Origin of the sequence: Paraburkholderia sp. BR10936 (assembly GCF_040965735.1) — a bacterium.
GTDB lineage: Bacteria > Pseudomonadota > Gammaproteobacteria > Burkholderiales > Burkholderiaceae > Paraburkholderia > Paraburkholderia nodosa_A.
Genome location: NZ_JBFRCM010000020.1, coordinates 115,540 through 138,331, shown reverse-complemented (window position 1 = coordinate 138,331; position 22,792 = coordinate 115,540). Strand labels below are relative to the sequence as shown.

Genomic DNA, 22,792 nt, shown 5'->3' with positions numbered 1-22,792 from the left:
TTTGCTCCGTTGGAGAGTATTCGGGTCAAGCGAGGGTCGCGTCGGCCGACAATGCGTACGCGATGCATCGTCGCGCGAGAACGTCGGTGGGATCAACCAGCCTGACGCGCGCGCCGCCGCTGCCCACGAATTCACTCCCGGTCAAAAGGAGCGGGAGTTCGGTGCACCCAAGGACGACGACTTCAACGCCTTCGGCAATCAGTCCTTCCATCGCGGCGGCGATGTCCTGCTGACACTGCCCCGTCGTCAATCCCGCCTTGACGCCATGTTTGCCGTAGATGGCTTCCATCACGCGCTCCTGTAGCGCAGGGGAGGGCACGACCTGACGAAGATCCTGCGATTCCAGCGCCTTTCGATAGACCCCGCTCTCGATCGTGCCCGATGTCGCTAGCACACCGACATCACGAAGCGCCGGATACGTCGTGCGCAGATAGCCAACCGTGACCGTCAACATGTTCACAATCGGAATGTTGAGGTACGGCTGGATCCGCTCGACGAATGCATGCGCGGTGTTGCACGGAATCGCGATGATGTCCGCGCCGCCGTCTTCGAGCCGCTTGCACGTCGCGTACAGCGAGACCGTTGGGTCCGCGCCGTCGCCAATCAGATTATCGGTGCGATCCGGAATCTGCGGGTTTTGTTCGACCAGCAGCTTGATGTGGTCCTGGTCGCGCGTGGCGCGTGTATTGCGGACAATCTTCTGCAGAAAATCGACCGTCGCCGCGGGGCCCACGCCGCCCACGACCCCAACCTTGAAGGCGTGCGACGGCGAACCGTAACCGCCAGAGACGACGTACTGCGCGTACGCGAGGTTGGCATCGACGAGCGGTACGCCCAGCGGGCCGATTTCGTCCGCGACCAGGGCGATTTCCGTCATGCCGGGCACGATCACCTGGGCGCCTTGCGCGATCAGATCGCGGCAAGCCTCGCGCAGCAGTTCGACCGGACGCCCGCGCAGGTTGCCACTCTTGATGCCGTCCGATCCATATACCGCTTCCGTGACCGGATCGAATTCTTCGTGGCATCGGGGGTGGATGACTTCGAACTCGGGGGGCGCAAAGTACCGTTCAAACAAGCGCTTTTCCCGCGTGTAGTCGGAGGCGAGTATGCCGATACGGCTTGCGCCCGGGAACTTGCGCCGAACATGGCTGCGAACCGCCTCGATCATGTCCACGATCTGCAAGCGCGTGTTCGCGCGCAGTTCGTCGATGAAGGTGTGACTGAGAAAGCACGGCAGCACGACCGTTGTTACGCCGCGCTTCTCGAAGTCCCGGATCATCTCGAAGATATAGAGCTTGCGTTCCGTCGTCGCGGTGCTTCCGGAGCCCGAGTTGGGAAAAGGCGACTGCTGAAAGATTGCATCGAAGTGCTCGGCATCAGTCGATGCGGGCGTCGCCTTCACCAGTTTGAAGAAGACATCTGCGCTTGCCAGCGGCCCCAGGCCGCCGACAATACCGAACTTGGGCTTGTGACCGGCGACATCCGAAGTCATTTCGCTCCACCTTGCGCCGGACCGAAAATCTGTTCGCCATCCTCAATGAAATCGGAAGCGTTGCTCTCTCGCGCGCCTTCCCACTTCGCGATCACGGCGGTCGCCACGCTGTTGCCGATCACATTGGTCATCGTGCGGCCCATGTCGAGGATCTGGTCGATCGCAAGCACCATGGCGACCCCTTCGACCGGCAAATGGAACATCGGCGCCACTGCCGCAACCACCACCACCGAGCCCCGCGGAACGCTGGCCATGCCCTTGCTGCTGAGCATCAGTACGAGCAGCATGAAGAATTGCTGCGAGATCGGCATGTTGACCCCGAACGCCTGGGCGATAAAGATGGCCGCAAACGCCTGATACATCATCGAGCCGTCCAGATTGAACGCATAGCCCAACGGCAGCGTGAAGCCGACGACTTTCTTGTCGACGCCAAAGCGCTCCAGCTGCTCGGTCAGCCGCGGATAGGCCGCCTCGCTGCTCGCCGTCGCAAACGCGATCATCGCGGGTTCACGCACTGCCTTGAGCAACGCGCCGACACGACGGCCGAGGAACAGATAGCCGACGAAAACCAGGATCGCCCACAGCACGACCAGCCCCAGATAGAAGGAGCCAATCAGCTTGCCATACGTGTAGATGACGTCGAGGCCGCGCAGCGTCACCGCCGAAGCGATCGCACCGAACACGCCGAACGGCGCCGCACGCATGACGTAGTTCGTCACGCGCAGCATGACGGGCACCATGCCTTCAATGATCTCGATCACGACCTTGACGCGCGCGTCCCGCTTTGTTGCGCTCAGACCCAGGCCGAGGAAGACAGAGAAGACCAGGATCTGCAGGATATCGTTACGCGCCATGGCGTCGAGCAGGCTGGTCGGAAAGGCGTGGGTCAGGACGTCCCTGAAGTTCAGCGCCGAGGTATTCAGGCCGGTATCGACTTCACCTGTACCCGCCACCATGTGCAGGCCGGCCCCCGGCTGCAGGAGATTGGCGAAGACGAGGCCTACCGTAAGCGAAATCAGCGATGCGCAAACGAACCAGCCCACCGAACGCAAACCGATGCGGCCGACGTCCTGGCCGCTGTCCATGCCGGCGAGGCCCGACACCAGCGTGACGAACACCAGTGGCGCGATGATCATCTTGATGAGACGCAGGAAGATGTCCGTGATGATCGAGAAGTATCCTGCAATGGCTTTGAGTGTCGCCGGGTCAGATGTGCTGGCGTGGCACGCGTAGCCCGCAATGACGCCCAGTATCATGCCAACGGCAATATAAACGGTGAGGCGATTTTTCATTTCCGTCTGTCCTTGAGTGACACAAGGTGGTCGAGACATGACCGGTGTACGTTGAGAGACGCCTGGAGCGAGATCGACTGCGACCTCGGTCAAGCGTTGGGAGGCATATTAGGGGTGCCAAAGGAAGCGATGATGCTGTTGTTGCATGTGCATATGCGAATTTTGCATAACGCGGGAAAACCCTGGACGCCGGTCTGTAGAACTGCGCGAAGATGCTGCCAGAGCGTATCGAGAAACTCGCTGCGATTCGAAGCGTCGCGGTAGACGCGCAACTCGATATCCAGATTCCAGTGCGTCGGGCCTGCGGGGACCAGTTCGCCCGCATCCAGTTCCGCGGCTATCGCGCTCTTTGGCAGCCATGCCATCCCTTCGCCTTCCATGACCATTTTTTTGAGCACCTCGGCCATGTCCGATTCATAGTGAAGCAACAAGGAAGGCGCAGAGGGCGCTCGAGCGAGCAGCACCGCAAGGCAGCGGCCGAAATAACTCGTTTCCGTGTATGAAATGTGAGGCAATGGCTGTTTTGCTGTTCCGGGCAGTCGATACGTCGGCGCGGAACGCAGGTTTGGCCTGCTGGCAGGCATGAGCGTGTCGATACCCACAGTGAGATGCTCATACCTCGCGGGATCGAGATGCAAGGGCAGTTCAGGGTGGTGGTAGGCGAACATCAGTTCGCAGTTGCCATTCACGAGCGACAGGATCGAGTCGTGCACATTGGCCGGTACCACGCGCGCGCGCACGTCCCCGAAGTGGGCGGAAAGCGCCTTGAGCCACGCAGGCAGAAAATTCAGCGCGATGGTGTGGCCGGCGGCAATCTGGAGGCTCTTGCCGCCGATCCGTTTTTCAGTCCGGATGATGGCGCGTGTATCGAAGAGTTTGTTCAGGATATCTTCAGCGACTTCGCGGAAGAGTTGACCTGCGGGCGTCAGCACGGGAGGGAAGCTGCTGCGATCGATCAGTTCCGCCCCGACCCATTGCTCCAGCGATTGAATGCGCCGGCTGAACCCGGACTGGGTCACATTGCGGAACTCCGCTGCGCGTGAAAAGCTCTGGTATTGAGCAAGGGCGATGAAGTCCTCGACCCACTTGATTTCCATACGTATGGCCCGCCTTCTGGGACGTGAAATGGCGTTTTCGGGAAGTTCCGATCTTACGCCGGTACCGTTGCACCAGGTCGCGTCGAGGACTGCGTCTGACCTGGCGAAGGTCCGCGATGGTGTCGACGCGAATTGCGCCCGCACTGACCCAATGCAGAAGCAATCCTCATCGGTTGCGATCAGTAAGTTGCAGAAAACGCTGCCTGTACCTGGTCGGGCGACGTGATCCCATTGGCGATCAGCTGTTGGGTCAGCAAACGGGCCTTCTCAGGATTGAGATCGAGCGACGCGACAAATCCGCTCTTGTCATCGTCGACTTCGACGTTGCGGTTCAACTGAACAAAGCGGGCGATCCCACGACTCCGAATTCGATTTGTAGCGGGATGGACCACGCGTCACACCAGAGTCAGACCGGATGGTAGAAGCGGTCAAAAAAAGGACGATGCGGAGGTGGCATGTCCCTATGCGAGACTCGCATAACGTGGGAAAACCCTGGCCTCGCCGACGTGCGGTGCGAGTCTCTTCGGTCTGCAGCAGGTAGTCACCTATCCGTAGTAGTCCAGATTAATTTGCGCGTGAGTGGAAGCGTTACTCATCTCCAGAGGTCGGACCAGCGACTACTGGCCGGTCGACCTGGTGCCTGCATTCGGGAAAGCGCGCCACGACCATCGCGCCGCCCCGCGAGCCCTACTGCCGAATCAATGCCATCATCGCGCCAAACCCGACGAACACCCCGCCCGTCACGCGGTTGAACGCCTTTGCCACACGGCGGCTCTTGAGCGTCGCGCCGATGCGCGTGCCGAAACTCGCGTAGACGAGATACCAGCTCACTTCGCACACGGCGAAGGTTGCAACGAGCACGCCGAACTGCGGCAGCACCGGCCGGGTCGCGTCGATGAACTGCGGCAGGAGCGCCGCCGCGAAGAGGATCGCCTTCGGGTTGCTGCCGCCGACGAGAAAGCCGTTGCGATAGAGCGCGAGCGGCGAGCGCACGGGGCGCGCGGCCACACGTTCGGCAACATCGGCGGCGGCCTCGGGCACGGGTGCGCCCCACGCCTTGACGCCCAGATACACGAGGTACGCGGCGCCTATGAAGCGCAGCGCGTTGAACATGGTCGGCCACGCTTGCAGGAACACGCCGAGCCCGGCCGCCGAAACGGCGAGCATCAGAACCAGTGCGGAAAGGCAGCCGGCCATGGTCGCGCTCGTGCGGCGCAGTCCGTACTGCGCGCCGTGCGACATGATGAGCAACATGTTGGGACCGGGGATGGCGCAGACGACGAAGACGGTGACGAGGAACAGCCACCAGGTATGCAGATTCATTGCAGCGGCGAGATCAAAGAGGGCTGGAAAACGGCGAAGGGACGATTATGCCAGCGGAAGGCGCGAGCCTGGCCGCGGCCAGCAGGCCAGAGGTGATCCGGCGTGTGATGAGAATGCGGGGCGGGAAAAAGAAAAGCCCGCAGCGAATGCGGGCTTGAACCATGCCAATGGAGACATGGAGGAGACAACCTCACTATAGTCAAACAATTGACGCATCGCAATATATGTTCGTGTATCACATCGTTAATTATTGTCAGATTAATGAGTTAGTGATTGATACGGCCATCGAGCAGGCACACAATGAAGCGGCGCGCTCGCTGGATGGAAGGTGCGGCGCACGGGAGGCGAGACATCGCCTCGTCAGCCCGGAGCGGGTTTCAACTGGAGGGATGAAATGGGCATTCTGGACAAGGTGGGTGAAATTGCCGGTGCGGTTGCCGCTGTGGAAGGCGCCGAGAAGCTCGATCCGAACGCAGGCTTTCTGACCAAGGCCGCCGCCGCGGTTGCCGGTTTCGAGGGCGCCAAGGAAGTCGAGCAGCTAGTCGAGAAGAAGGAAGACGAAAAGCCCGCCGACGACAACACCGCGCAACCCGCGGATGGGTCGGATCAGCAGACGTGAGCGTATCGCTGCGCGCATGACGGTTTGACACAGGCACAGGAAAGCCGCGGCCGGATCAGCCGCGGCTTTTTCGTTGGACCACCTACCAGGCAGGCCGCTAGCGGGCAGAAGCCGGCGACGCGCGATAAACGAAGCCCAGCGCGATGACCGCAACCGTGAAGCCGAGGGCAACGAGGCACACGCCGCTCCAGCGCGCCGTGGCCCACGCCGCGCCGGCCATGAGCGCGCCCGCGGCGCCGCCGATGAAGAACATCCCCACGAAAATCGCATTGAGCCGGCCGCGCGCGGCGGGATTGAGCAGGTTGATCGCGCGCCGCCCGAGCGTCTGGTCGGCGATGACGCCGGCATCGAGCGCAGCCGCGCCCACGACGAGCAGGCCGAGCGCCAGCGCGGGATGCGCGGCGGGTGCAAAACCGCCCCAGCCCGCGCCCGCCACGCCTAACAGCAGGACTGCGCCGAGCATCGTCGCGTGCGCTGCGTATTGAACCGCGCGCCCCACGCCGTGATCGCCCAGCCGGCCCGCGAGCGGCGTGACGATCGCGCCGCTCGCGCCCGCCAGCGCGAACGCCGCAATGCCGTTCATGCCGAGCGAAAACGGCGGCTGCGACAACAGCAGCGCGACGGCGGTCCAGAACGCCGAGAAGGCACCTAGTGCAAGTGCCGCGAGGAAGGCGCTGCGCCGCAGAACCCGCTCGGTGCGCAGCAACGTCCAGAGCGAATAAAGCAGATCGGCGTAGCGCGCCGTCACGCTCGGCATGCGGCGCGGCGTGCGCAGAAAGAGGACCACGGCGAGCAGGGCATCCGCCACCGCCTCGATGCCGTAGAACGCACGCCAGCCCAGCGTTCCCGCAATCAGGCTCGCGAGCGGCCGTGAGAGCAGGATGCCCAGCATCAGGCCGCTCATCACGTTGCCGACGGCCCGCCCGCGCTGGCTTTCGGGCGCCATCGAGGCGGCCATCGGCACGAGCATCTGGATCACGCTGGAGGTCGCGCCCGCAAGGAATGCCGCGGCCAGAAAGAGCGGGCCCGAGCGCGCCAGTGCCGCGAGGGCCAGAAAGACCGAGCACGCAAGCAGCGTGCGGAAAATCAGGCGCCGGTTTTCCAGCAGATCGCAGAGCGGAACGAGCAGCAGCAGACCGGCGGCGTAGCCGAGCTGCGGCAGCATGGCGACCGCGCCGACGAATTCCGGGCGCAAACGCAGCGAATGGCTCACGAGCCCGGCGAGTGGCTGGGCCGCAGACAGATTGACGACGATCACGCCGACTGCGGCGGCGAAGAACAGCGTCATCGGTAGTGTGAGGGTGGTGTGCGTCGCCTGATTGGCGTGGCTCGTGGGGGCGGCCTCGCGCGCCATCGGACGCGTACAGGTTTCAGCAGGGTGCTCCATCGATTGGCTCCGCAACGTGGCAGGTCCAGGTATCGTAGGGAGCGTTGCGTTATGCGACAATTGAATTATCGCGATAATCTTTATGCGGAGTCGTTGTGAACACTCGAGATCTGGAAGCCTTCGTGGCGGTGGTCGAAAGCGGCTCGCTCGTGCGGGCGTCGGAGCGGCTGTTCCTGACGCAGCCGGGCCTCACGCGCCGCGTGCAAAACCTTGAGACGACGCTCGGCATCGAGCTTCTGGATCGCCAGAGCAAGCCCCTCAAGCCCACGGCCGCGGGTAACGAGGTATACGGCCTCGCGCGCTCGGTCCTGCGTGCGGTCGACGACCTGATGTCGGTCGCCTCGCCGGAGAGCGAGCCCGTCGGCGAGCTCAAGCTCGGTGTGCCGCCGTTTCTCTCGGAACTGGCGCTCGAACAGCCCGTCGATCAATTGCGCGGCGAGTTTCCCAAGCTGACGCTGCGCGTGAGGGCGGGCTGGTCGCCAGGCCTGCTCGACGAGGTCGAGCGCGCACGGCTCGATGCGGCCGTGATTCTGCTGCCCGCCGCGGTGATGCCGCCGGAGGGCGTGGTCGCGACCCAGCTCGGCTACACGCCGACCCTCGTCGTCGCGGCGCGCTCGTTTGGTTTGCCCGACGAGCCCACCACGCTCGCGGCGCTCGCGCACCATCCGTGGGTACTGAATCAGGACGGCTGCGGGATGCGCTCGGCGCTGAGCCGGGCCATGGGCATGGCGGGTCTGCCGTTCAACGTCGCGGTCGAGGCCTTCGGTTCGGAACTGCAGCTTTCGCTGGTCGCGCGCGGCATGGGCGTCGGGCTCGCCGCGCCGCAGGCGCTCGCGCGCAGCCCGCTGCGCGACCAGTTGCAGATCATCGACGCGACCGACTTCCGCTCGGGCCTGAATGTCTGGCTCGTGCACGGGGCGCTGCCGGGGCGTCTCGTGCGGCCGGTCGCGCTGATCCGCGACGCGCTGGCGAACAGGCTGGAGATGGCCGAGGTGGCATGACGGCGTAGCGCCATATGGCTACTCCGAACGTTATGCGCTGAGCTGGTGGACATCGGAGTTCCAAACGAGCGGCACGCGTGTCACACAATTTACCATTCCCCCTTCAAAGCCAATCTGCCCTGCGGGATCAAGTTCGAAATCGGGAATGCGCCGGAACCATTCCTCAAGGAAAACGCGAATCTCGTTTCGGGCCAGCAGCGCCCCTGCACAGCGATGGGGGCCGTTGCCAAAGGCTGCATGTTGGGATGCATTCGCGCGCGCGAAATCGGCGTGCATTGGGCACTGGAACTTGCGTTCATCCATGCCATGCAACAGTGGGCGGACGTACACCCGGTCTCCCGCCTTGAAGCGGACACCCTTATATTCGAAGTCGCGAGTCATCACACGGCCTGTGCTGGATGGTGCAAACATGCGCAGCAGTTCCTCGACGGCGTTGCCCACCAGTTCCGGGTGCTCCGCCAGTTGGCGACGATGTGCTGGGTTGCGCGCGAGATAGAGCACGGCAAAACCCATGGTCGACGCGACAGTGTCGAGTCCGCCAAAGATGACGTTGACCATCATGCCGCGTATTTCCTGCTCAGTGAGAGGTCGTCCGAATACCGTTCCATTCACGATTGCACTGATCAGATCCGCTCCCGGCTCCTTTTGGCGATCGCGAATGATATTCTCAAGGTAGCCGAACAGCATGCGCTGCGACCACTCACGACGCTCTGGGTCATTCGCTCGAACGCTTGCCTCGGTCCACGCAAGTAGGTCGTCCAGATCGGTGAGCGGGAGATTCACGAGTCGCATGAAGATGGTGATCGGGAACTTCATGGCGAAATCGGACATGAATTCGCAGCGGCCTTTCTTCTTGAAACCTTCGATTAGCAAGACCGCCAGTTCCCGGATTTCGCCCTCCATGTCACGGATAACCTTCGGCGCGAAGAAGCGGTTGATCAGCGCACGATAGTCTGCGTGCTCGGGAGGGTCGGCCGACAGAGGCAAGATCTGCATCGTCGTGCTGGCGGGAAGCGTGATCTCGTGCATCGAGAACGGGTCGTGATTGCGCTGCGCAAATTCGATATCCGCCGCTCGTGTGAGGATCCAGTGACCGCCGTTGTACGGCGTCCAGACAATGTCCGGACCATCGTGAAGGCGCTTCCACGCGCCGACAATGTCGGCTTCGCCGCCGGGAGGCTTGCTGAAATCCCAGTCTACGACGAGTTCTTGAGGTACATGATCGGGAACCGGTACGAGAGGGACAGCGATATGGGACATGTGAGTTCTCCGCGAACGAGTGTTCACCGGTTGCTTTGATCAGGTTTGCGAAGCGGGTAACCGCACGACTAATCCGTCGAGTTCATTGGTCACCTGAATCTGGCAACCGAGCCGGCTGTTGCTATTCGCATCGATGGCGCCGCTCAGCATATCCAGTTCGGCGTGCTTCGCGGGTGGAATCCTTGCGGCCCACATGTCGTCGACAAAGCAGTGACATGTCGCGCAATTGCAGTAGCCCCCGCAATCGGCGAGGATGCCAGGCACCGAGTTTTCGATGGCTGCCTGCATCAACGACTGGCCGGCATTCGCCTCGACGGTATGCTCCGTGTTGTCATGCTCGATGAACGTAATCCTTGGCATTTCAGTATCCTAAATTTTTACTGCTGGGCGCACATCGTTGCGGCGGTTGCCTAGCTGACCGTGAAGCCGCCGTCCACAGCGATGATCTGGCCGGTGACGTAGCTCGCTGCGGGGCTTGCGAGAAAGAACACACTCTGGGCGACTTCGATTGGGGCGGCCATTCGCCCCATAGGAACGCGGCCAGCGCCCACGATCGGCCCGCGTATCCTGAACGTGGTGCTGATGTTTTTGCCGCCCTCGCTGGCCATACCGCCAGGCAGGATCGAATTGACGCGAATTCCATCGACCGTAAATTCGCTGGCCAGTGTTCGCGTAATGCTGTCCACGCCGGCCTTCGCGGCGTCGTAGTGGGCGTTGACACCCCACAACGTCGGGCGAAGCGCACCGACGGAGGAGATGTTGACGATCGAGCCACCTTCGCCCTTTTCCTTCATGCGCGTAATCGCCTCGCGGCAACACAGAAAAGTGCCACGTAGCGTGACGTCCTGCATCTGGTCCCACTGCTCCACAGACATTTCGAAAAACTCAGCCTTCGAACGGTGGGCAGCGTTGTTGACGAGAATGTCTACGGCACCGAATTTTGCATCGATGGCTGCAAAGAGCGCCTTGACGGAAGCTTCGTCCGCAACGTCCACCTTGCATGGCAATACAATGCCACCGTTTGCCTCGATATCCGCCGCAGTTGCGGACGCGACATCCGGGTTCAGGTCGGCGATCACGACGTTGGCGCCCGCCTCAGCAAGCAGTCGCGCTGTTTCGCGGCCTAGACCTTGCGCAGAGCCGGTAACGACGGCAGTCTTTCCCGTGAGATTGAAAATCTGCGCGAGGCGCGCGCCGATCTGGTTTTCGCTAAACATGGAATGCTCCGTGTGAGTAGTCGCTCAGAGTTGTGCTTCCTGGCGGGCCTTCAGCTAATCAGAAATCCGCCGTCGAGCGTAATCGACTGGCCCGTCATATAGCGGCCCGATGGACCCACAAGGTACAAGACCGCCGCCGCGATGTCGGCGGGATCTCCCCATCCAAGCGGCAAGCGTCGCTCTGCATCTGTGCCGGGGCCCGTGAGCTTTCCTTTCTTCAGGCGAGCCTGCATGTCGGGATGAAACTGAACCTTGCCGGGCACGGCGCCTGGAAGCACGCAGTTGACGAGGATCTGCTCGGAGGCATAGTCGAGCGCCGCGGAGCGAGCCAAGCCCGTTACGCCGGCTCGCGCGGCGCCGTAAGCGCCATTGCCGTTGAGGACGGCATGCATCGCTCCCATAGTGGTCACGTTCACGATGCGGCCACCCCGGCCCGCGGCGAGCATGTGCTTGATCGCTTCTCGCATGCAAAAAAAAACGGACTTCAGGTCGATCGACATGACTTCGTCCCAGGCCGCTTCGGTGAAATCCGTGAGCGGTCCGTTATTGGTCATCGCGGCGCAATTGACCACGATGTCGGGGCTGCCCCAAGTCGCCTTCGCCTGTTCGAACAACGCGATTACAGAGGCTTCGCGCTCCACGTCCGTCTCGATCGCGACAGCATCCCCGCCTGCCAAAAGGATTCTGTCGACGACAGGCTGCATGTGTGCCGCGCTGCGATCCGCGATCACGACCTTCGCGCCGGCTTCGGCCAGCACAGGGGCAATATCGATACTGGAATTGCGTCCCTTGTCGGTCACGACAGCGACTTTTCCGCTGATGCCGAATAGCCGTTCAAGCACGGTCGTGGTCATCGGGTTGTCTCCTGAAGGTTTGTCGATTTTTCTGCATTCTAGCGACAACCCACGACGCACAATGGTTACCGTATGGAACAATTAGAGTGAATAATTTTCATCAAATCTGAGCGCGCGAGACGGCGAGACTTCAGGGCGGCGAGGCGATTGCCAGGCCGGTACCGGAGTGAAAGTATGTACGCAAACGTGTACGGTGTTCTATATTTAAAACAATGACGCCAGCCGGGATTTCCCCTGTTGCGAGCGTCTGGAGGTGCCGCGCAACATGCGCGAACTCACATGCACTGCTCAGGAGCGCGTCAACATGCTTGTTGCGAACATATCGAACCCGGCTCCCGAAAGGCTCCCCTTACACGTCGAGGAAATCACGACGTCGTGGCTGACGTCGGCGCTCGCGCGCGGTCATGAGGGCGTGACGGTCGAATCACTCGCAGTGAGCGATGTGATGTACGGAACCGCTACCAAAGTCAGGGTGCATCCTGGCTACAACGCAAGGGGGCGCGAGCTAGGCCTGCCGGAGTCGTTGATCGTGAAGGGCGGTTTCGTTCCGGAATATCGGAATCTGAACGCCTACATATACGAATACGAGGCGAGGTTCTTCAAGGAAGTCCATCCTCACATGCACGCGAACGTACCGGCCTGCTTTTACGCTGAGACGGACGCTCGAAGCGGGCAGTCTATCGTGATCCTCGAAGATCTACGCTCGCGGAACGTTGAATTCTGCCGCGTGCAAAAGCCGCTCACATTTGCGCAGGCCGCGGCGAATCTGGACGCGCAGGCACGTTGGCACGCCCAGTTCTGGCAATCGCCGGAACTCGATAGTGGTGGTGAACTGGCCTGGCTGGCGCCGCAGGACCCGCTCCCCGACGGCGAGTCAGGCACGTATCACTGGGGCCAGTTGAAACCCGATGTTTTCGCAAGCTATACGCAGTTGCCGCGCGGGGCTGCCGTGCCAAAGCGGTTTCACGATCGGGACTGGATGGAGCGCGCGTTGCTCGATCTGCGCGCTTTCGACCGAATCGGGCCGATGACGCTTCTCCACGGCGACGTTCACCTCGGAAATCTCTATTTCGACCGCGACGGCACGCACGGTTTTCTCGACTGGCAGTCGTATCGACGCGGACCGTGGGCGCATGATGTCACGTATTTCCTGATCTCGGCATTGGACATTGCGGATCGACCGCGATGGGAACGTGCGTTGCTGGAGCACTATCTCGAGCGGCTTGCGTTTTACGGGGTGAAGGAGCCGCCGTCATTTGAAACCGCGCTCGAGGCGTATCGGCGGCACATCGTCTACGGGCTGTTCTTCTGGCTCGTGAACCCGGTGGAATGGCAGGTGGAAGTCAACAATTGCGCAGTTGCCCCGCGATTCGCAATGGCTGCGCTCGATCACGAGATTCATGACCTTATCGGCCGATAACAACCTTCGGGGCGTTGAATGACACGGCCAGGCGTGCCGCTATCGAAGCCGGCATTGCGTATTGCGCTTGACGTTGCCTCCTCAGCAGGGTACATTTTTTAGACCATTATTCACAAATGTGAATGGTGTGATGATGAGGAGGCAAGCATGTCGGAGATGGTCGCTCGACGCAGTACGACCTGGCACAGGGTGTATGCGTGGGCTGCGCTCGGTGCGCTTTTCGCGTTTGCGCAAATCTATGCCTACGTGGCATGGATTCGTTCGGAGGACTTTCGCCCCGTCGATGTGGGCACGGACACGATTCCGGAATCCGTGAAGGCGACGATCGACCATTACCAATGGGTCAGCGTGTTGCTGTTGATTCCGGTGGCAATATGGTTCGTCTACGGAATCGTCAAAAGCCGCCGCATCGACGCGGTGCGTCTCATGATGATCGGCTGGCTCTCTGCCTACTGGCTTGATCCGTGGCTGGACTTTCTTCGTCCGATGTTCACCTATAACGCCTATGCATTGAATTATGGCTGTTGGTGCCGTTTCATTCCGTTCTGGCAATCGCCACATGCGCGCATTGCTGAGCCCATCCTGATAGACGCACCGAGCTATTTCTACACTTTCACGGGTACCGCAGTGGTCGCGCTATGGGCGATGCGTGCGGTCCGCAAGCGTTGGCCCCGTGCAGGTAACGTTGGACTCACGCTCGCGGGCTTTGCGGCCATCTGGATGACGATGGGTTTGCTCGATATCGCCGCCAGCCGCTTCATGGGATTCGACGCATGGCCGGGCGCGTTTCAGCGTGTTTCCTTCTGGGGCGGTCACTACTACCAGTTTCCGGTTTACGAGTTCCTGCTGTTTCCGTCCGCCTTCGTGGCTTCTGCGTTCCTACTGATGAGCGTCGACAACAACGGTTACACGGCGATCGAACGAGGCGTCGATCGTCTCGAGTGCCATTCTGCGGTTCGCACGGCGCTGCGCGTGCTGGCCTTCGTCGCGTTTTGCAATGTACTGAATCTTGCCTACACGACCGCAATGGGTGTGCACGCGGTATATGCGGACCCGTGGCCGACGGATATGCCGAGTTGGCTGGCGAACGATCGATGAACAACCGGAACGCTCAGCGCTTCGAGAACGTCGAGTATTACGTAGAAGACGACGTGGCCGTCGTCGCGATGGGCCACCCGCCGGTCAACGGGCTGGACCTCGGAGTTCGTCGCGGGCTCGTCGCTGCGTTCGAAGCGGCGCGGCACGATCCGGAAGTTCGAGCGATCGTGCTCAAAGGCTGCGGTCGTGGCTTCTCGGCAGGCGGCGACATCCGCGAATTCGGCACGGCCGCTGCGGCGGCAGCCCCCGCGTTATCGCTGCACGTTCATCCGGTGATCGAGGCGAGCGAGAAGCCGGTTGTCGCCGCTATTCACGGATTCGCCATTGGCGGTGGGCTGGAAACGGCGCTGGTCTGCCATTACCGGCTTGTCGCGGGCAATGCGCAGATCGGGCTGCCGGAGTGCAGGCTTGGTGTGATCCCTTTGTCCGGGACGCAGCGTTTGCCGCGTCTGCTGGGCCTCGCAGAATCGATCGAATTCATTCTTGGCGCGCAGATCGTGACCGCGAGTACGTTCGCCGGAACAGCACTATTCGACCGAATCGTCGAGGGCGATGAGCAGCACGTGTTGCGCCTGGCGATCGAACTGGCGCGAGAGAAGATCGGCAGCGCGGCGTTGCCATTGATAAGTCGGCTGCCATTGCCGGATCACGATCCGGTTCCCGTTATCGCTCAGGCGCGTGCACGTCTTGCCTGTGGCGATGCGATAGAGAGTAAGTGCCTGGATGCCATCGCTGCAGCCGCCGAGTCGACTGATTTCGAGGCGGGCCTGGCCGCCGCGCGTGCGATTTACGATCGACTCGCCGCGTCCGAAGAGGTGTCGAGGCAGCGAGATCGCTTTTTCAAGTCCCGCCAGGACAATCACGCGCGATAAGTGCCGACTGAACTGCTGTTACGTAGAAAGCCGCTTGCGCAGGTCGCCTTTACGCACTTTTCCCGATGCCGTGCGGGGTAGTTCTGCAACGATGCAAAGATGCTCGGGGGTCTTTTGCTTCGCCACACCCGCGGCGGCAAAGTGGGTCTGAACTGCGTTCAGGTCGAGTGCCGTGTGTTCGTGCAGGACGACTACGGCACAGACTCTTTCGCCGTACCGGGCGTCGGGTTGGGCCACGACGGCGACATCGCGCACTGCGGGATGAGCGGCAAGCACACGCTCCACTTCGAGCGACGAAATGTTTTCTCCACCGCGAATCACGATGTCCTTCTTTCGGTCAGTAATGGTCAGGCAGCCGCTTTCGTCGAGATGGCCAATATCGCCAGTCCGGAACCATCCGTCGAGAGTGAATGCCGCCGCATTGAGTGCCGGGTCGGTGTAGCCGACGAACAACTCCGGTCCCTTGATGAGAATCTCGCCGTCGTGTCCCGCAGGCAGGTCGCGATCCAACTCGTCGACGACGCGCACCTGAGAGCCGGGCTGAACGCGCCCGTCCGTGTTGGCTCGAATTTCAAAAGGCGAATCGGCCCAGCCAACACTCACCGTCGAGTGTTCGGTCAACCCATAAGCGCGTGTTCCCTTAAATCCGGCACGATCGACGAGGGCGACGTGCTCGGGCGTGACGCCCGTGCCGCCCAGACCGTAAGACACGAGCGACGCCAGGCTGCGGCCGTCACGATGAGCGGCATCAAGGAGTCCTTGAAGATGGAACGGCGTGCCGCCCGAAAGGCGTACCCGGTGCTGTTCAATGAGTCGCGCGGCGAGTGAGGCGTCCCATCGATCCATGAACACCATCTCCGTGCCGGTGACGAACGGGCGCAACAGAAAATTGAAGCCTGCGATATGCCCGGCAGGGAAGGGCGTGAGGTATGGCCCTGGCCCGTCGATGAACGGAATCTGCCACTCTGCGCCAACGGTTCGATGCGAGTGCTGTACGCCCTTGGGAGAAGCCGTCGTTCCCGAGGTGTACAGCAGCAGGCAGATGTCTTCCGACATCGGCGTATCCACAGAATGCCGATCGTGCGTTGTCGCCGCGAGTCGTTGCAGCGCGTCGAACGTGATGCCATTCGCGGGCGCCCGATCGCCAACGACGATAACGCGCTCCAGATCGGGTGGGTCGCCCAGCGCGGCGACACGCTCCAGGTAGTCCGTGCCGCACCAGAGGTCGGGTACGCAAAGAAATCGGGCGCGCGACTGCCGCAGGATGAAGCCGACTTCGGCTGGACCGTAGATGTGGACGATCGGTACGAGCACGGCGCCTATTTCGAGTGCAGCCAGATACAGAAGCGCAGTCTCGCGTTGCGTGGGGAGCTGTATCGCGATCACATCGCCTCGACGCAGGCCGATCGCTCGCAGCGCCTTGCCGATTTCTCTCGCGTCGTGCAGTAGGGACTGCGTGGTGCACGTATAGGCGCCGCCCTGGGTATGAAAATGAAGCGGCGTAGCGCCGTGCCGTTCGACGGCGCGCGCTATCAGCGCCGAGAGGGGCAACTCGCTCGACCAGGTTGCAGTTGTGTCGGGTTTCATGCCAGCAACGCCCGTAAGAGGCTGACCAGCCCAAGCGGCTGGTCTAACATCATGTGATGGCCTGCGCGCGGCATCGTGATGGGTCCCTTCGCGCCGGGAATTGCCGCTACGATGTGGCGCGCGCGATCCGCGCTGACCACGCTGCTGCACTCGGCGTGAACGTAGCTGACGGGAACCGTGATGCGGGTCAGCAGGTCTTCCTCGCCTTCGACCGGCTGGAGATCCCGAAGCTTCGGGTCGAAGCGCCACACCCAGCCGTCGGCGGTTTGGCGAAGCGATGTCTGTGCGAGATGTTCGAGAAGCCACGGCCCGCAATCCTGCTCGGGGATGAGGCGAAACCGGCTGACGGCGGTTTGCCAGTCCGGATAGGGGCGTGGAGGCGGGCGTCGTTCCACGGCAGGCAAGCTGTCACCGCGTAGCATGAAATACGAATCGAGCACGATGGCATGCGAGAGACGATCGGGAAAAGTCGCGCACGCCTGCAGGAGACGCGATCCGCCGAAGCTGTGGCCGACCGCGACGCACGGACCGGAGCCGATTGCATCCACGACGGCTACGAGGTCGCGCACGAAAATGTCTGCGCTGTATTCCTGCCTGTAGCCGCTCTCACCCATGCCGCTGAAATCCAGAGCGAACACACGAAAGCGGTCGGTGAAGAACGGCGCAATGAAGTCCCACCAGTGCGTGTGCCCTAGAAATCCATGCGCGAAGACGAGCGGCGGTTTGCCTGTGTCTGCGGCGTTCCAGGAGACATAGTGCACTGCGGCCCCGCCGGCTTCGGTGAAGTGAGAGCGGCGTGGCTGGCTCATGGCGAGATCGAACCTGGAGGGGGCACAGACATTCATTGCGGCTTTTCCATTGCTCAAGGATTGTTTCGCACACCTGTCACGCAAGCGGGATGTGCTGTCGATTTGCGTCGATCCAGTCTGTCATCGAGGTCAGCTGGATGCCACGTTCGGAGAGCGAATCGATGTCGACGCGATACCCGACCGCGTTGATCCATTCCTGCGCGTTCACCCACCCCGGTGCGAGGCCCTTTGCTCGCGCTTCGTCCGGCGAGACGTGCGAAACGCGAATCTGTGTGCCAAGGACCTGACCGAGGCGAGATCCCACTTCAGACATCGTGAGCTTCTCCGAAGCCAGCGGCACAGTCTCGCCATGCCAGCGTTGCGCGTCGTTGAGCGCGCTGGCTGCGAGCGCACCCACGTCGTCAGCGGCGACCCAGTCGAGCCGGGAGTCGGGCATCAACGCGCTGAGCAGCAAGCCCTCGCGCAGGTGCGGGAACATCGTGCCCGCTTTCGGCTCAGCGAGATTGTCCATCATGAATGCCGGTTGCAAGACCGTCCATGATTCGAAACCCGCTGAGCGAACGGCTTCTTCGACGTCCCATTTGTCCGTCCAGTATTTTTGATTCCAGCGCTTCTCGTGCCAGTCTGGAAACGTCAAATGATTGCCTGCCTGCGCCACGGAGGTATGAACGAATTGCGGGACGCCCGCGTTGCGCGCTGCGTTGATGAGCGCGAAACCCTGGCGACGCTCCCTGTCGCTGCGATCGAAATCGGGGAGGAGAACGGAAAAGACGGAGCGGACGCCCTCCATCGCTTTGTCGAGCGACTCGCGGTCGTCCAGATCCCCCCTTAGGCCCTGCGCATTCATTTCGATGAGTGCCCGGGCAGTCGGCGAGTCTGGATCTCGCGTCAGGAAGCGCACTGTACGTCCAGCCGCAAGGAGGCGACGAGCCGTGGCTCCCCCTTGCGCGCCAGTAGCGCCGATGACGAGTATCACGTCGGATGAATCGGCCATGATTTTTCCGGTGGTCGAACTACAGAGAAATGCCAGCCGTGTCGTGGCCGGGCGCATAGCGCGCGAAGTCGCTAGCCAGGCGACAGGTCATCCCAGAATGGCCTGGAATTGTGCCGTTATTCTAATATTAGCACGACGTTCAGAAAAATACGTTGGGTGAATGCCCGGGCGCTGAAGGACGCGAAGCGGAAAGACGAAGCGTCGTCTTTCCGCTGTGATGGACGATCAATGCTGCGGCCGCAGCGTTTGAACGAGGCCGCCTTCGTGGGCGACGATCACTTCGCAGCCCGGCTGATAAACGTCGGCAATCTCGTCGCCGCGCACGCGGTTGCCCTGGAAACCGCGCAAATAGCTCGTTTCGTCGAGCCGCAAGACATGCTCGCCATGCGCGTCGCGCACAACGATCTGGTCAGGCGCGATAGACGTCAGCGTGCCCACATAGGGCAGCCGCGGTGCGAACGGGAAACTGCCGCCTTGCGGCAGGATCCGCGTGTCGAGCGATAGGCGGAAGCGGTCGGAATGATTGCTGAGCCCGGAATGCGGCGTGCGCCGGCTCATCAACAGCACGTCGCCCAGGCGGTAGTTCGTGCGGCGCCATGCGTCCTCGGGCACGCTCGCGAGATCGATGGGAATGATCTTGTCGCCGTCCTTCTTATGGAGGCACGGAAGCTTGTGCAGCCCTTCCGCAACGGCCAGCCCACCGACTTGCGCATCGATATCGCTGAGTGGAATCCAGCAAATGATGAAGTCGAGGCGGTCGCTGTAGATCGCATCTTCGTGAATGAAGTCGAAGCGTGTGCGGCTTTTGTCGATGGCGGGCGGCGAAGTGCGGTATTCGGTAAACGGCACCCAATAAAGCGGTACGTCGAAGAGCCGCTGGAAGAATGCGCGCGTTGCGGGATCTTCCATCACGGTTCGCGCGGCGCGCTGCTCGTTCATTTCCTTCACGGGAAAGAAGCTGAAATTTTCGCGCTCCTTGCCGGTCCATCGCACGTCCCGATCGTTACGGTCTACGAAACCGTTGCGATCGAGGTGGTCAACGAGCAGCGCGCGCATGCGTTCGAGCGGCTCGTGGTCCAGTACGTCGCGGAAGAACAGGTAGCCGTCTTCGTCCCAGCGTTTTTGCAGCGCGGCGTGATCGCCTAGCAGATCGTTCGAAACGTTGAACTCGCGCATCGTCGGCACGATATCCACGATTGGTGTGCTCACAAATTGTCTCCTCTGATCGCAGGGGCGCTTTGCCGACGTCTCACAGCAATCCGCGTTCTTCCGAAGTGCGGGTGGTAGTGTCGATACCCAGTTCCCGCAGCGTCTCGAGTACGGCCGTGGTGGCAGAGGCGACAGCCGGGAAGCCTGCATACGGCAGCGCCTGGATAAGCACGCCTTCCAGTTCGCGTGCGCTCAGACCGTTGCGTACTGCAATGCGGACGTGGTTTTTCAGTTCGAGCGTCTGGCGGTTGGCAATCAGGATGCCGAGCGTCACGAGGCTGCGCTGTTTGCGCTCGAGCTTGTCGTCGCCCCATACGTCCGCGAATGCGTAATTGACGGCAAGGCGTGAAATATCGGCGCCGAAGCCGTTGGACTCGCTTGCGGCCCGCAGGCCGGCTGCCTTTTCCTCACCCATGATTTCGCCGAATACCTTTAAACCATAGGCGTGTTTCTCTTCCAGGCTCTTCATTTGCGTCTCCTGTTTTACCGCAGCGGCGCGGCTATGGGTGGCGGGTAGCGGCTCCGCTCTTCCCGCCATTCTTTTTGCTGACAATGGTGACGATGATGCGTGCTAAGATCGCCGCGAAAGAGGATCAAATTCTGCATATAAGGGGATCGAAATTCGCAGGCCCGCCACGCCGACTGAGCCAGTGAAAGACGTTGCCGCGCTCGTGCTGCCGGGCACCTATCTGTCGAGCGTAGGCGCGCTGGTGGATGGGTTCGCGCTTATCGCGCGACATGTATTTACGCAGTTCGCGCCGCCATACCGCCACACGATGAAGACGCAGGTGCGACTGTTGAGCGCCACCGCGGGCGGTCTGGAGTTCGCCGGCGGCCGGAAGATGGATAGTGACGGCGACTTGCTGGGCGACGCCGAGTACAGCATCGTCTACGTCCCGGCCTTTGCGGTGGCCAGCGAAGAGGCGCTCGTTACGCTGCTCGACCACGCACAGCCGGTGACGGAGTGGCTGCGTTGGCAACGTTCCCGGGGCGCGGTACTGGCCGCAAGCGGCACAGGGGTATTGCTGCTCGCTCAGGCAGGCCTTCTCGACGGTGGCCCTGCGGCTGTCCCGCGCGTGCTCAGGGGCGTGCTGCGCTCGCGCTATCCCAAGGTGCGCGTAGACACAGGCGCCACGATCGCGGAGCACGCAGGTGCGCACACCTGCAGCGTGCCGGCAAGCGAATGGCAACTCGTGGCGCGCCTCGTCGATCGTGCGATTTCATCGCATACCGCTCAATGGCTCGCCTCGACGACAGGCACGGATGGCGAGCGCGAGGAAGGCCGCCTGTCGAGCGACGATCCGCTCGTAAGCAGCGCGCAGTTCTGGCTCGCGCAGCGTTTCGCCCAGGACTTCAAGATCAGCGAACTGGCGGACGTGCTGGCCGTCAGTCACGCTACGTTGCTGCGCCGCTTCACACGAAGCCTCGGCATGACGCCGCGGACTTATGCAAGCTCATTGCGAATCGAGGCAGCAAAGCGCATGCTGCGCAACACTCAGGTCTCAATCGAGCAGATCGCCGTCATGGTGGGCTATTCAGATGTGCGCGCGTTTCGCAACATCTTCCACAAATACGTTGCGATGAGTCCTTCCGCGTATCGACGGCGCGGTGCCGGCCACGAATGAAGAATGAAGCTGCCCGGCATTCAGGCGGCAAAGGCGTCGAGTTCCGCTTTGCCGGTATCGGTCGAACGAAACCGTTCGAGCAGGTAATCCACAAAAACCCTGACTTTCGCGGGCAGATACTGGCGGTGGGGGTAGTGCACGTAAATGCGCGGCCCCGTGCCATCAGCCTCGTCGCCGCGCACCCGGTATTCGGGAAGCACGATCTTGAGTGCCCCGCTACGCAGATACGGTAGCACCACGGGCACGGAAGACGGCGTGATCCCTGCGCCGCTGAGCGCTGCGACGAGGCCGGTGTCCGGCTGGCCTGCCACGGTTAGACGCCCGCGGGGATGGTGGACGACTGTCCTGTCCTTCCGGGCGCCGCGCTTTCGCGTACTTCCTGGCATGCGTTCGAGATGAAGCGCGGCGAGTCCGAACGGCATACGGATGCCGACGAATTCGTGTTCCGCCAGTTCCTCCGGTGTTTGAGGAACGCTCTTGCGTTCGAGATAGCCCGGGCTCGCGACCAGTACGATGGGGTAGTCGCACAGCGGACGGGAGACATGATTGGTTCCGCGTCCCCGCGCGTGCTGAATACTGACGTCGACGCCGTCGTTGACGAGGCTTGGCGCAATTTCGTCATAGCTGATATCGATTTCGACGAGCGGATAGCGTTGCAGAAATTCCGCGATCACCGGAGTCAGGCAATGCCTCCCGAACGTCGGCGTGACGGATACCTTGATCATGCCCTCCGGATGCTCGGGACTGCGCCGCACATCGGCGACGGCTTCGTCGAGCTGATTCAACAACGGCGCCACCCGTTGATAGAACTGCCGCCCCTCGCTCGTGAGGCTCAACTTGCGTGTGGTCCGGTTGAAAAGGCGCACGCCGAGTTCACGCTCCAGCGCCGCGATACTCTTGCTGATGGCAGGCGGCGTGACCTGTAGGCGGGTTGCCGCCGCGATGAAGCTGCCGCAACGGACGGCCTGAACGAAAGGCTGCAGATTCCGGATTTCTGGCATCGTCGATTAATGAAAAAAAGTCACTCTAAATGTTCCGTTTAGTAAGCAGTGTAGAGCATGAGCCGACGCTAGAATCGAATTTATCAGAGGCGGCCCGCGCTGCGCGCGCCAGGCCGACCACGAAAATGCTCAGGAGACGACACGACTGACCTCGACGGCGCGTGACCGGCGCCGGTTCCTGCACGCGTCTCCTGCCTGTAGCAGTCAAACGCACAATGGAACGGCACATGGCACTTTCCCAATCGCACCGGCGCCCGCTCGACGTCCCCGGGCGCCTCTATATCGGCGGTGCATTCGTCGAAGCTGACGGCGCAGCCAGCGTCGAACATGTCAACCCTTCAACAGGGCGGCCTCAAGCCGTCGTGCCCCTCGGCAGCGTGAGCGATATCGACCGCGCCGTGAGGGCTGCCAGGGTGGCGCAACGCGTGTGGATGGAGATGGGGCCACGCGCGCGGGCGCGAAGCTTTCGGCGCCTCGAGGATGCCGGACCAACGAACCGTCTTGCAGTTCGTATTCACGCTTCGAAATGTTCTCTTGCCCCATGCCTCTTCCAGATCATCCGGGCGGCCCGTTTTATTCATAATTTAGAACGATATTCAAAAACGTATGTTTAACGCAGGTCTACGTCAAGTCCG

General features: G+C 61.7%; 22 protein-coding genes and 1 pseudogene. 7 read left to right on the top strand and 16 right to left on the bottom strand.

The window, feature by feature from the left end; genetic code table 11:
• Window positions 1-25 precede the first annotated feature (25 nt).
• The 5 genes and pseudogenes from AB4Y36_RS32955 to AB4Y36_RS32935 form a co-directional block, all read right to left on the bottom strand.
• On the bottom strand, window positions 26-1,492 hold the full coding sequence (locus tag AB4Y36_RS32955) for an aspartate/glutamate racemase family protein (protein WP_368685227.1): 1,467 nt from the start codon (window positions 1,490-1,492) through the stop codon (window positions 26-28).
• A complete protein-coding gene (locus AB4Y36_RS32950) occupies window positions 1,489-2,784 on the bottom strand; it encodes a dicarboxylate/amino acid:cation symporter (protein WP_368685249.1) in 1,296 nt (431 codons plus the stop codon). Before AB4Y36_RS32950 ends, AB4Y36_RS32955 begins: the two co-directional genes overlap by 4 nt.
• An 89-nt stretch (window positions 2,785-2,873) precedes the next feature.
• Entirely contained in the window at window positions 2,874-3,881 is a 1,008-nt protein-coding gene (locus AB4Y36_RS32945; RefSeq protein ID WP_368685226.1) for a LysR substrate-binding domain-containing protein, read from the bottom strand.
• A gap of 179 nt (window positions 3,882-4,060) precedes the next feature.
• Window positions 4,061-4,225: pseudogene (gene ansB, locus AB4Y36_RS32940) on the bottom strand (L-asparaginase 2); the annotation flags it as partial.
• A gap of 343 nt (window positions 4,226-4,568) precedes the next feature.
• The gene (locus AB4Y36_RS32935; protein ID WP_368602246.1) at window positions 4,569-5,204 is read right to left on the bottom strand and encodes a LysE family translocator; all 636 of its coding nucleotides are present in this window, start codon (window positions 5,202-5,204) and stop codon (window positions 4,569-4,571) included.
• 394 nt (window positions 5,205-5,598) lie between these two features.
• Here AB4Y36_RS32935 and AB4Y36_RS32930 point away from each other — a divergent pair, with 394 nt between their 5' ends.
• Window positions 5,599-5,823 carry a hypothetical protein gene (locus tag AB4Y36_RS32930; protein ID WP_028205419.1) on the top strand — a complete coding sequence of 75 codons (225 nt, stop codon included), beginning with the start codon at window positions 5,599-5,601 and terminating at the stop codon, window positions 5,821-5,823.
• Between the two features lie 97 nt (window positions 5,824-5,920).
• Here AB4Y36_RS32930 and AB4Y36_RS32925 read toward each other — a convergent pair whose 3' ends face one another.
• On the bottom strand, window positions 5,921-7,177 hold the full coding sequence (locus AB4Y36_RS32925; protein WP_368602344.1) for an MFS transporter: 1,257 nt from the start codon (window positions 7,175-7,177) through the stop codon (window positions 5,921-5,923).
• A 128-nt stretch (window positions 7,178-7,305) separates the two neighbouring features.
• Here AB4Y36_RS32925 and AB4Y36_RS32920 point away from each other — a divergent pair, with 128 nt between their 5' ends.
• The gene (locus AB4Y36_RS32920; RefSeq protein WP_069266481.1) at window positions 7,306-8,211 is read left to right on the top strand and encodes a LysR family transcriptional regulator; all 906 of its coding nucleotides are present in this window, start codon (window positions 7,306-7,308) and stop codon (window positions 8,209-8,211) included.
• 30 nt (window positions 8,212-8,241) lie between these two features.
• Here AB4Y36_RS32920 and AB4Y36_RS32915 read toward each other — a convergent pair whose 3' ends face one another.
• The 4 genes from AB4Y36_RS32915 to AB4Y36_RS32900 are packed head-to-tail and all read right to left on the bottom strand — an operon-like array spanning window position 8,242 to window position 11,542.
• Window positions 8,242-9,471 (bottom strand): cytochrome P450, encoded by a 1,230-nt coding sequence (locus AB4Y36_RS32915; RefSeq protein WP_342947327.1) that lies wholly within the window; start codon window positions 9,469-9,471, stop codon window positions 8,242-8,244.
• 39 nt (window positions 9,472-9,510) lie between these two features.
• Window positions 9,511-9,831 carry a 2Fe-2S iron-sulfur cluster-binding protein gene (locus AB4Y36_RS32910; RefSeq protein ID WP_342947328.1) on the bottom strand — a complete coding sequence of 107 codons (321 nt, stop codon included), beginning with the start codon at window positions 9,829-9,831 and terminating at the stop codon, window positions 9,511-9,513.
• Window positions 9,832-9,881: 50 nt separating this feature from the next.
• On the bottom strand, window positions 9,882-10,688 hold the full coding sequence (locus AB4Y36_RS32905) for an SDR family NAD(P)-dependent oxidoreductase (RefSeq protein ID WP_368685225.1): 807 nt from the start codon (window positions 10,686-10,688) through the stop codon (window positions 9,882-9,884).
• A 50-nt stretch (window positions 10,689-10,738) separates the two neighbouring features.
• Window positions 10,739-11,542, bottom strand: a complete 804-nt coding sequence (locus AB4Y36_RS32900; RefSeq protein ID WP_368685224.1) for an SDR family NAD(P)-dependent oxidoreductase — start codon at window positions 11,540-11,542, stop codon at window positions 10,739-10,741.
• Window positions 11,543-11,846: 304 nt separating this feature from the next.
• Between AB4Y36_RS32900 and AB4Y36_RS32895 the strand changes: the two genes are divergently transcribed.
• The 3 genes from AB4Y36_RS32895 (at window position 11,847) to AB4Y36_RS32885 (ending at window position 14,932) form a co-directional block, all read left to right on the top strand.
• Window positions 11,847-12,962, top strand: coding sequence for a phosphotransferase (locus AB4Y36_RS32895; RefSeq protein ID WP_368685223.1), 1,116 nt, complete (start codon window positions 11,847-11,849; stop codon window positions 12,960-12,962).
• A 147-nt stretch (window positions 12,963-13,109) separates the two neighbouring features.
• The gene (locus AB4Y36_RS32890) at window positions 13,110-14,060 is read left to right on the top strand and encodes a spirocyclase AveC family protein (RefSeq protein ID WP_069266487.1); all 951 of its coding nucleotides are present in this window, start codon (window positions 13,110-13,112) and stop codon (window positions 14,058-14,060) included.
• Entirely contained in the window at window positions 14,057-14,932 is an 876-nt protein-coding gene (locus AB4Y36_RS32885) for an enoyl-CoA hydratase-related protein (RefSeq protein WP_368685222.1), read from the top strand. The genes AB4Y36_RS32890 and AB4Y36_RS32885 overlap by 4 nt, the downstream gene beginning before the upstream one ends.
• Before the next feature lie 18 nt (window positions 14,933-14,950).
• On the opposite strand, the gene AB4Y36_RS32880 is transcribed toward AB4Y36_RS32885, so the two are convergent.
• The 5 genes from AB4Y36_RS32880 to AB4Y36_RS32860 form a co-directional block, all read right to left on the bottom strand.
• Window positions 14,951-16,519: an AMP-binding protein gene (locus AB4Y36_RS32880; RefSeq protein WP_368685221.1), complete on the bottom strand. Its 1,569-nt coding sequence runs from the start codon at window positions 16,517-16,519 to the stop codon at window positions 14,951-14,953.
• Window positions 16,516-17,328: an alpha/beta fold hydrolase gene (locus AB4Y36_RS32875; RefSeq protein WP_368685220.1), complete on the bottom strand. Its 813-nt coding sequence runs from the start codon at window positions 17,326-17,328 to the stop codon at window positions 16,516-16,518. Before AB4Y36_RS32875 ends, AB4Y36_RS32880 begins: the two co-directional genes overlap by 4 nt.
• A 76-nt stretch (window positions 17,329-17,404) precedes the next feature.
• Complete coding sequence (locus AB4Y36_RS32870) at window positions 17,405-18,379, bottom strand: NmrA/HSCARG family protein (RefSeq protein ID WP_368685219.1); 975 nt, start codon at window positions 18,377-18,379, stop codon at window positions 17,405-17,407.
• A 168-nt stretch (window positions 18,380-18,547) separates the two neighbouring features.
• Window positions 18,548-19,531 (bottom strand): phytanoyl-CoA dioxygenase family protein, encoded by a 984-nt coding sequence (locus AB4Y36_RS32865; RefSeq protein WP_368685218.1) that lies wholly within the window; start codon window positions 19,529-19,531, stop codon window positions 18,548-18,550.
• Window positions 19,532-19,571: 40 nt separating this feature from the next.
• Window positions 19,572-20,000 (bottom strand): carboxymuconolactone decarboxylase family protein, encoded by a 429-nt coding sequence (locus AB4Y36_RS32860; protein WP_069266493.1) that lies wholly within the window; start codon window positions 19,998-20,000, stop codon window positions 19,572-19,574.
• A gap of 181 nt (window positions 20,001-20,181) precedes the next feature.
• Between AB4Y36_RS32860 and AB4Y36_RS32855 the strand changes: the two genes are divergently transcribed.
• Window positions 20,182-21,156 (top strand): GlxA family transcriptional regulator, encoded by a 975-nt coding sequence (locus AB4Y36_RS32855; RefSeq protein WP_368685217.1) that lies wholly within the window; start codon window positions 20,182-20,184, stop codon window positions 21,154-21,156.
• Between the two features lie 20 nt (window positions 21,157-21,176).
• Here AB4Y36_RS32855 and AB4Y36_RS32850 read toward each other — a convergent pair whose 3' ends face one another.
• On the bottom strand, window positions 21,177-22,157 hold the full coding sequence (locus AB4Y36_RS32850) for a LysR family transcriptional regulator (protein WP_368685216.1): 981 nt from the start codon (window positions 22,155-22,157) through the stop codon (window positions 21,177-21,179).
• A 227-nt stretch (window positions 22,158-22,384) separates the two neighbouring features.
• Here AB4Y36_RS32850 and AB4Y36_RS32845 point away from each other — a divergent pair, with 227 nt between their 5' ends.
• Window positions 22,385-22,771 carry an aldehyde dehydrogenase family protein gene (locus tag AB4Y36_RS32845; RefSeq protein ID WP_368685215.1) on the top strand — a complete coding sequence of 129 codons (387 nt, stop codon included), beginning with the start codon at window positions 22,385-22,387 and terminating at the stop codon, window positions 22,769-22,771.
• Window positions 22,772-22,792 lie beyond the last annotated feature (21 nt).

Excerpts from the sequence above, each read along its gene's own strand:
- AB4Y36_RS32955 (WP_368685227.1), bottom strand. The coding sequence starts at position 1,492 with ATGACTTCGGATGTCGCCGGTCACAAGCCCAAGTTCGGTATTGTCGGC.
- AB4Y36_RS32950 (WP_368685249.1), bottom strand. The coding sequence starts at position 2,784 with ATGAAAAATCGCCTCACCGTTTATATTGCCGTTGGCATGATACTGGGC.
- AB4Y36_RS32945 (WP_368685226.1), bottom strand. The coding sequence starts at position 3,881 with ATGGAAATCAAGTGGGTCGAGGACTTCATCGCCCTTGCTCAATACCAG.
- AB4Y36_RS32935 (WP_368602246.1), bottom strand. The coding sequence starts at position 5,204 with ATGAATCTGCATACCTGGTGGCTGTTCCTCGTCACCGTCTTCGTCGTC.
- AB4Y36_RS32930 (WP_028205419.1), top strand. The coding sequence starts at position 5,599 with ATGGGCATTCTGGACAAGGTGGGTGAAATTGCCGGTGCGGTTGCCGCT.
- AB4Y36_RS32925 (WP_368602344.1), bottom strand. The coding sequence starts at position 7,177 with ATGGCGCGCGAGGCCGCCCCCACGAGCCACGCCAATCAGGCGACGCAC.
- AB4Y36_RS32915 (WP_342947327.1), bottom strand. The coding sequence starts at position 9,471 with ATGTCCCATATCGCTGTCCCTCTCGTACCGGTTCCCGATCATGTACCT.
- AB4Y36_RS32910 (WP_342947328.1), bottom strand. The coding sequence starts at position 9,831 with ATGCCAAGGATTACGTTCATCGAGCATGACAACACGGAGCATACCGTC.
- AB4Y36_RS32905 (WP_368685225.1), bottom strand. The coding sequence starts at position 10,688 with ATGTTTAGCGAAAACCAGATCGGCGCGCGCCTCGCGCAGATTTTCAAT.
- AB4Y36_RS32900 (WP_368685224.1), bottom strand. The coding sequence starts at position 11,542 with ATGACCACGACCGTGCTTGAACGGCTATTCGGCATCAGCGGAAAAGTC.
- AB4Y36_RS32895 (WP_368685223.1), top strand. The coding sequence starts at position 11,847 with ATGCTTGTTGCGAACATATCGAACCCGGCTCCCGAAAGGCTCCCCTTA.
- AB4Y36_RS32890 (WP_069266487.1), top strand. The coding sequence starts at position 13,110 with ATGTCGGAGATGGTCGCTCGACGCAGTACGACCTGGCACAGGGTGTAT.
- AB4Y36_RS32885 (WP_368685222.1), top strand. The coding sequence starts at position 14,057 with ATGAACAACCGGAACGCTCAGCGCTTCGAGAACGTCGAGTATTACGTA.
- AB4Y36_RS32880 (WP_368685221.1), bottom strand. The coding sequence starts at position 16,519 with ATGAAACCCGACACAACTGCAACCTGGTCGAGCGAGTTGCCCCTCTCG.
- AB4Y36_RS32875 (WP_368685220.1), bottom strand. The coding sequence starts at position 17,328 with ATGAGCCAGCCACGCCGCTCTCACTTCACCGAAGCCGGCGGGGCCGCA.
- AB4Y36_RS32870 (WP_368685219.1), bottom strand. The coding sequence starts at position 18,379 with ATGCGCCCGGCCACGACACGGCTGGCATTTCTCTGTAGTTCGACCACC.
- AB4Y36_RS32860 (WP_069266493.1), bottom strand. The coding sequence starts at position 20,000 with ATGAAGAGCCTGGAAGAGAAACACGCCTATGGTTTAAAGGTATTCGGC.
- AB4Y36_RS32850 (WP_368685216.1), bottom strand. The coding sequence starts at position 22,157 with ATGCCAGAAATCCGGAATCTGCAGCCTTTCGTTCAGGCCGTCCGTTGC.
- AB4Y36_RS32845 (WP_368685215.1), top strand. The coding sequence starts at position 22,385 with ATGGCACTTTCCCAATCGCACCGGCGCCCGCTCGACGTCCCCGGGCGC.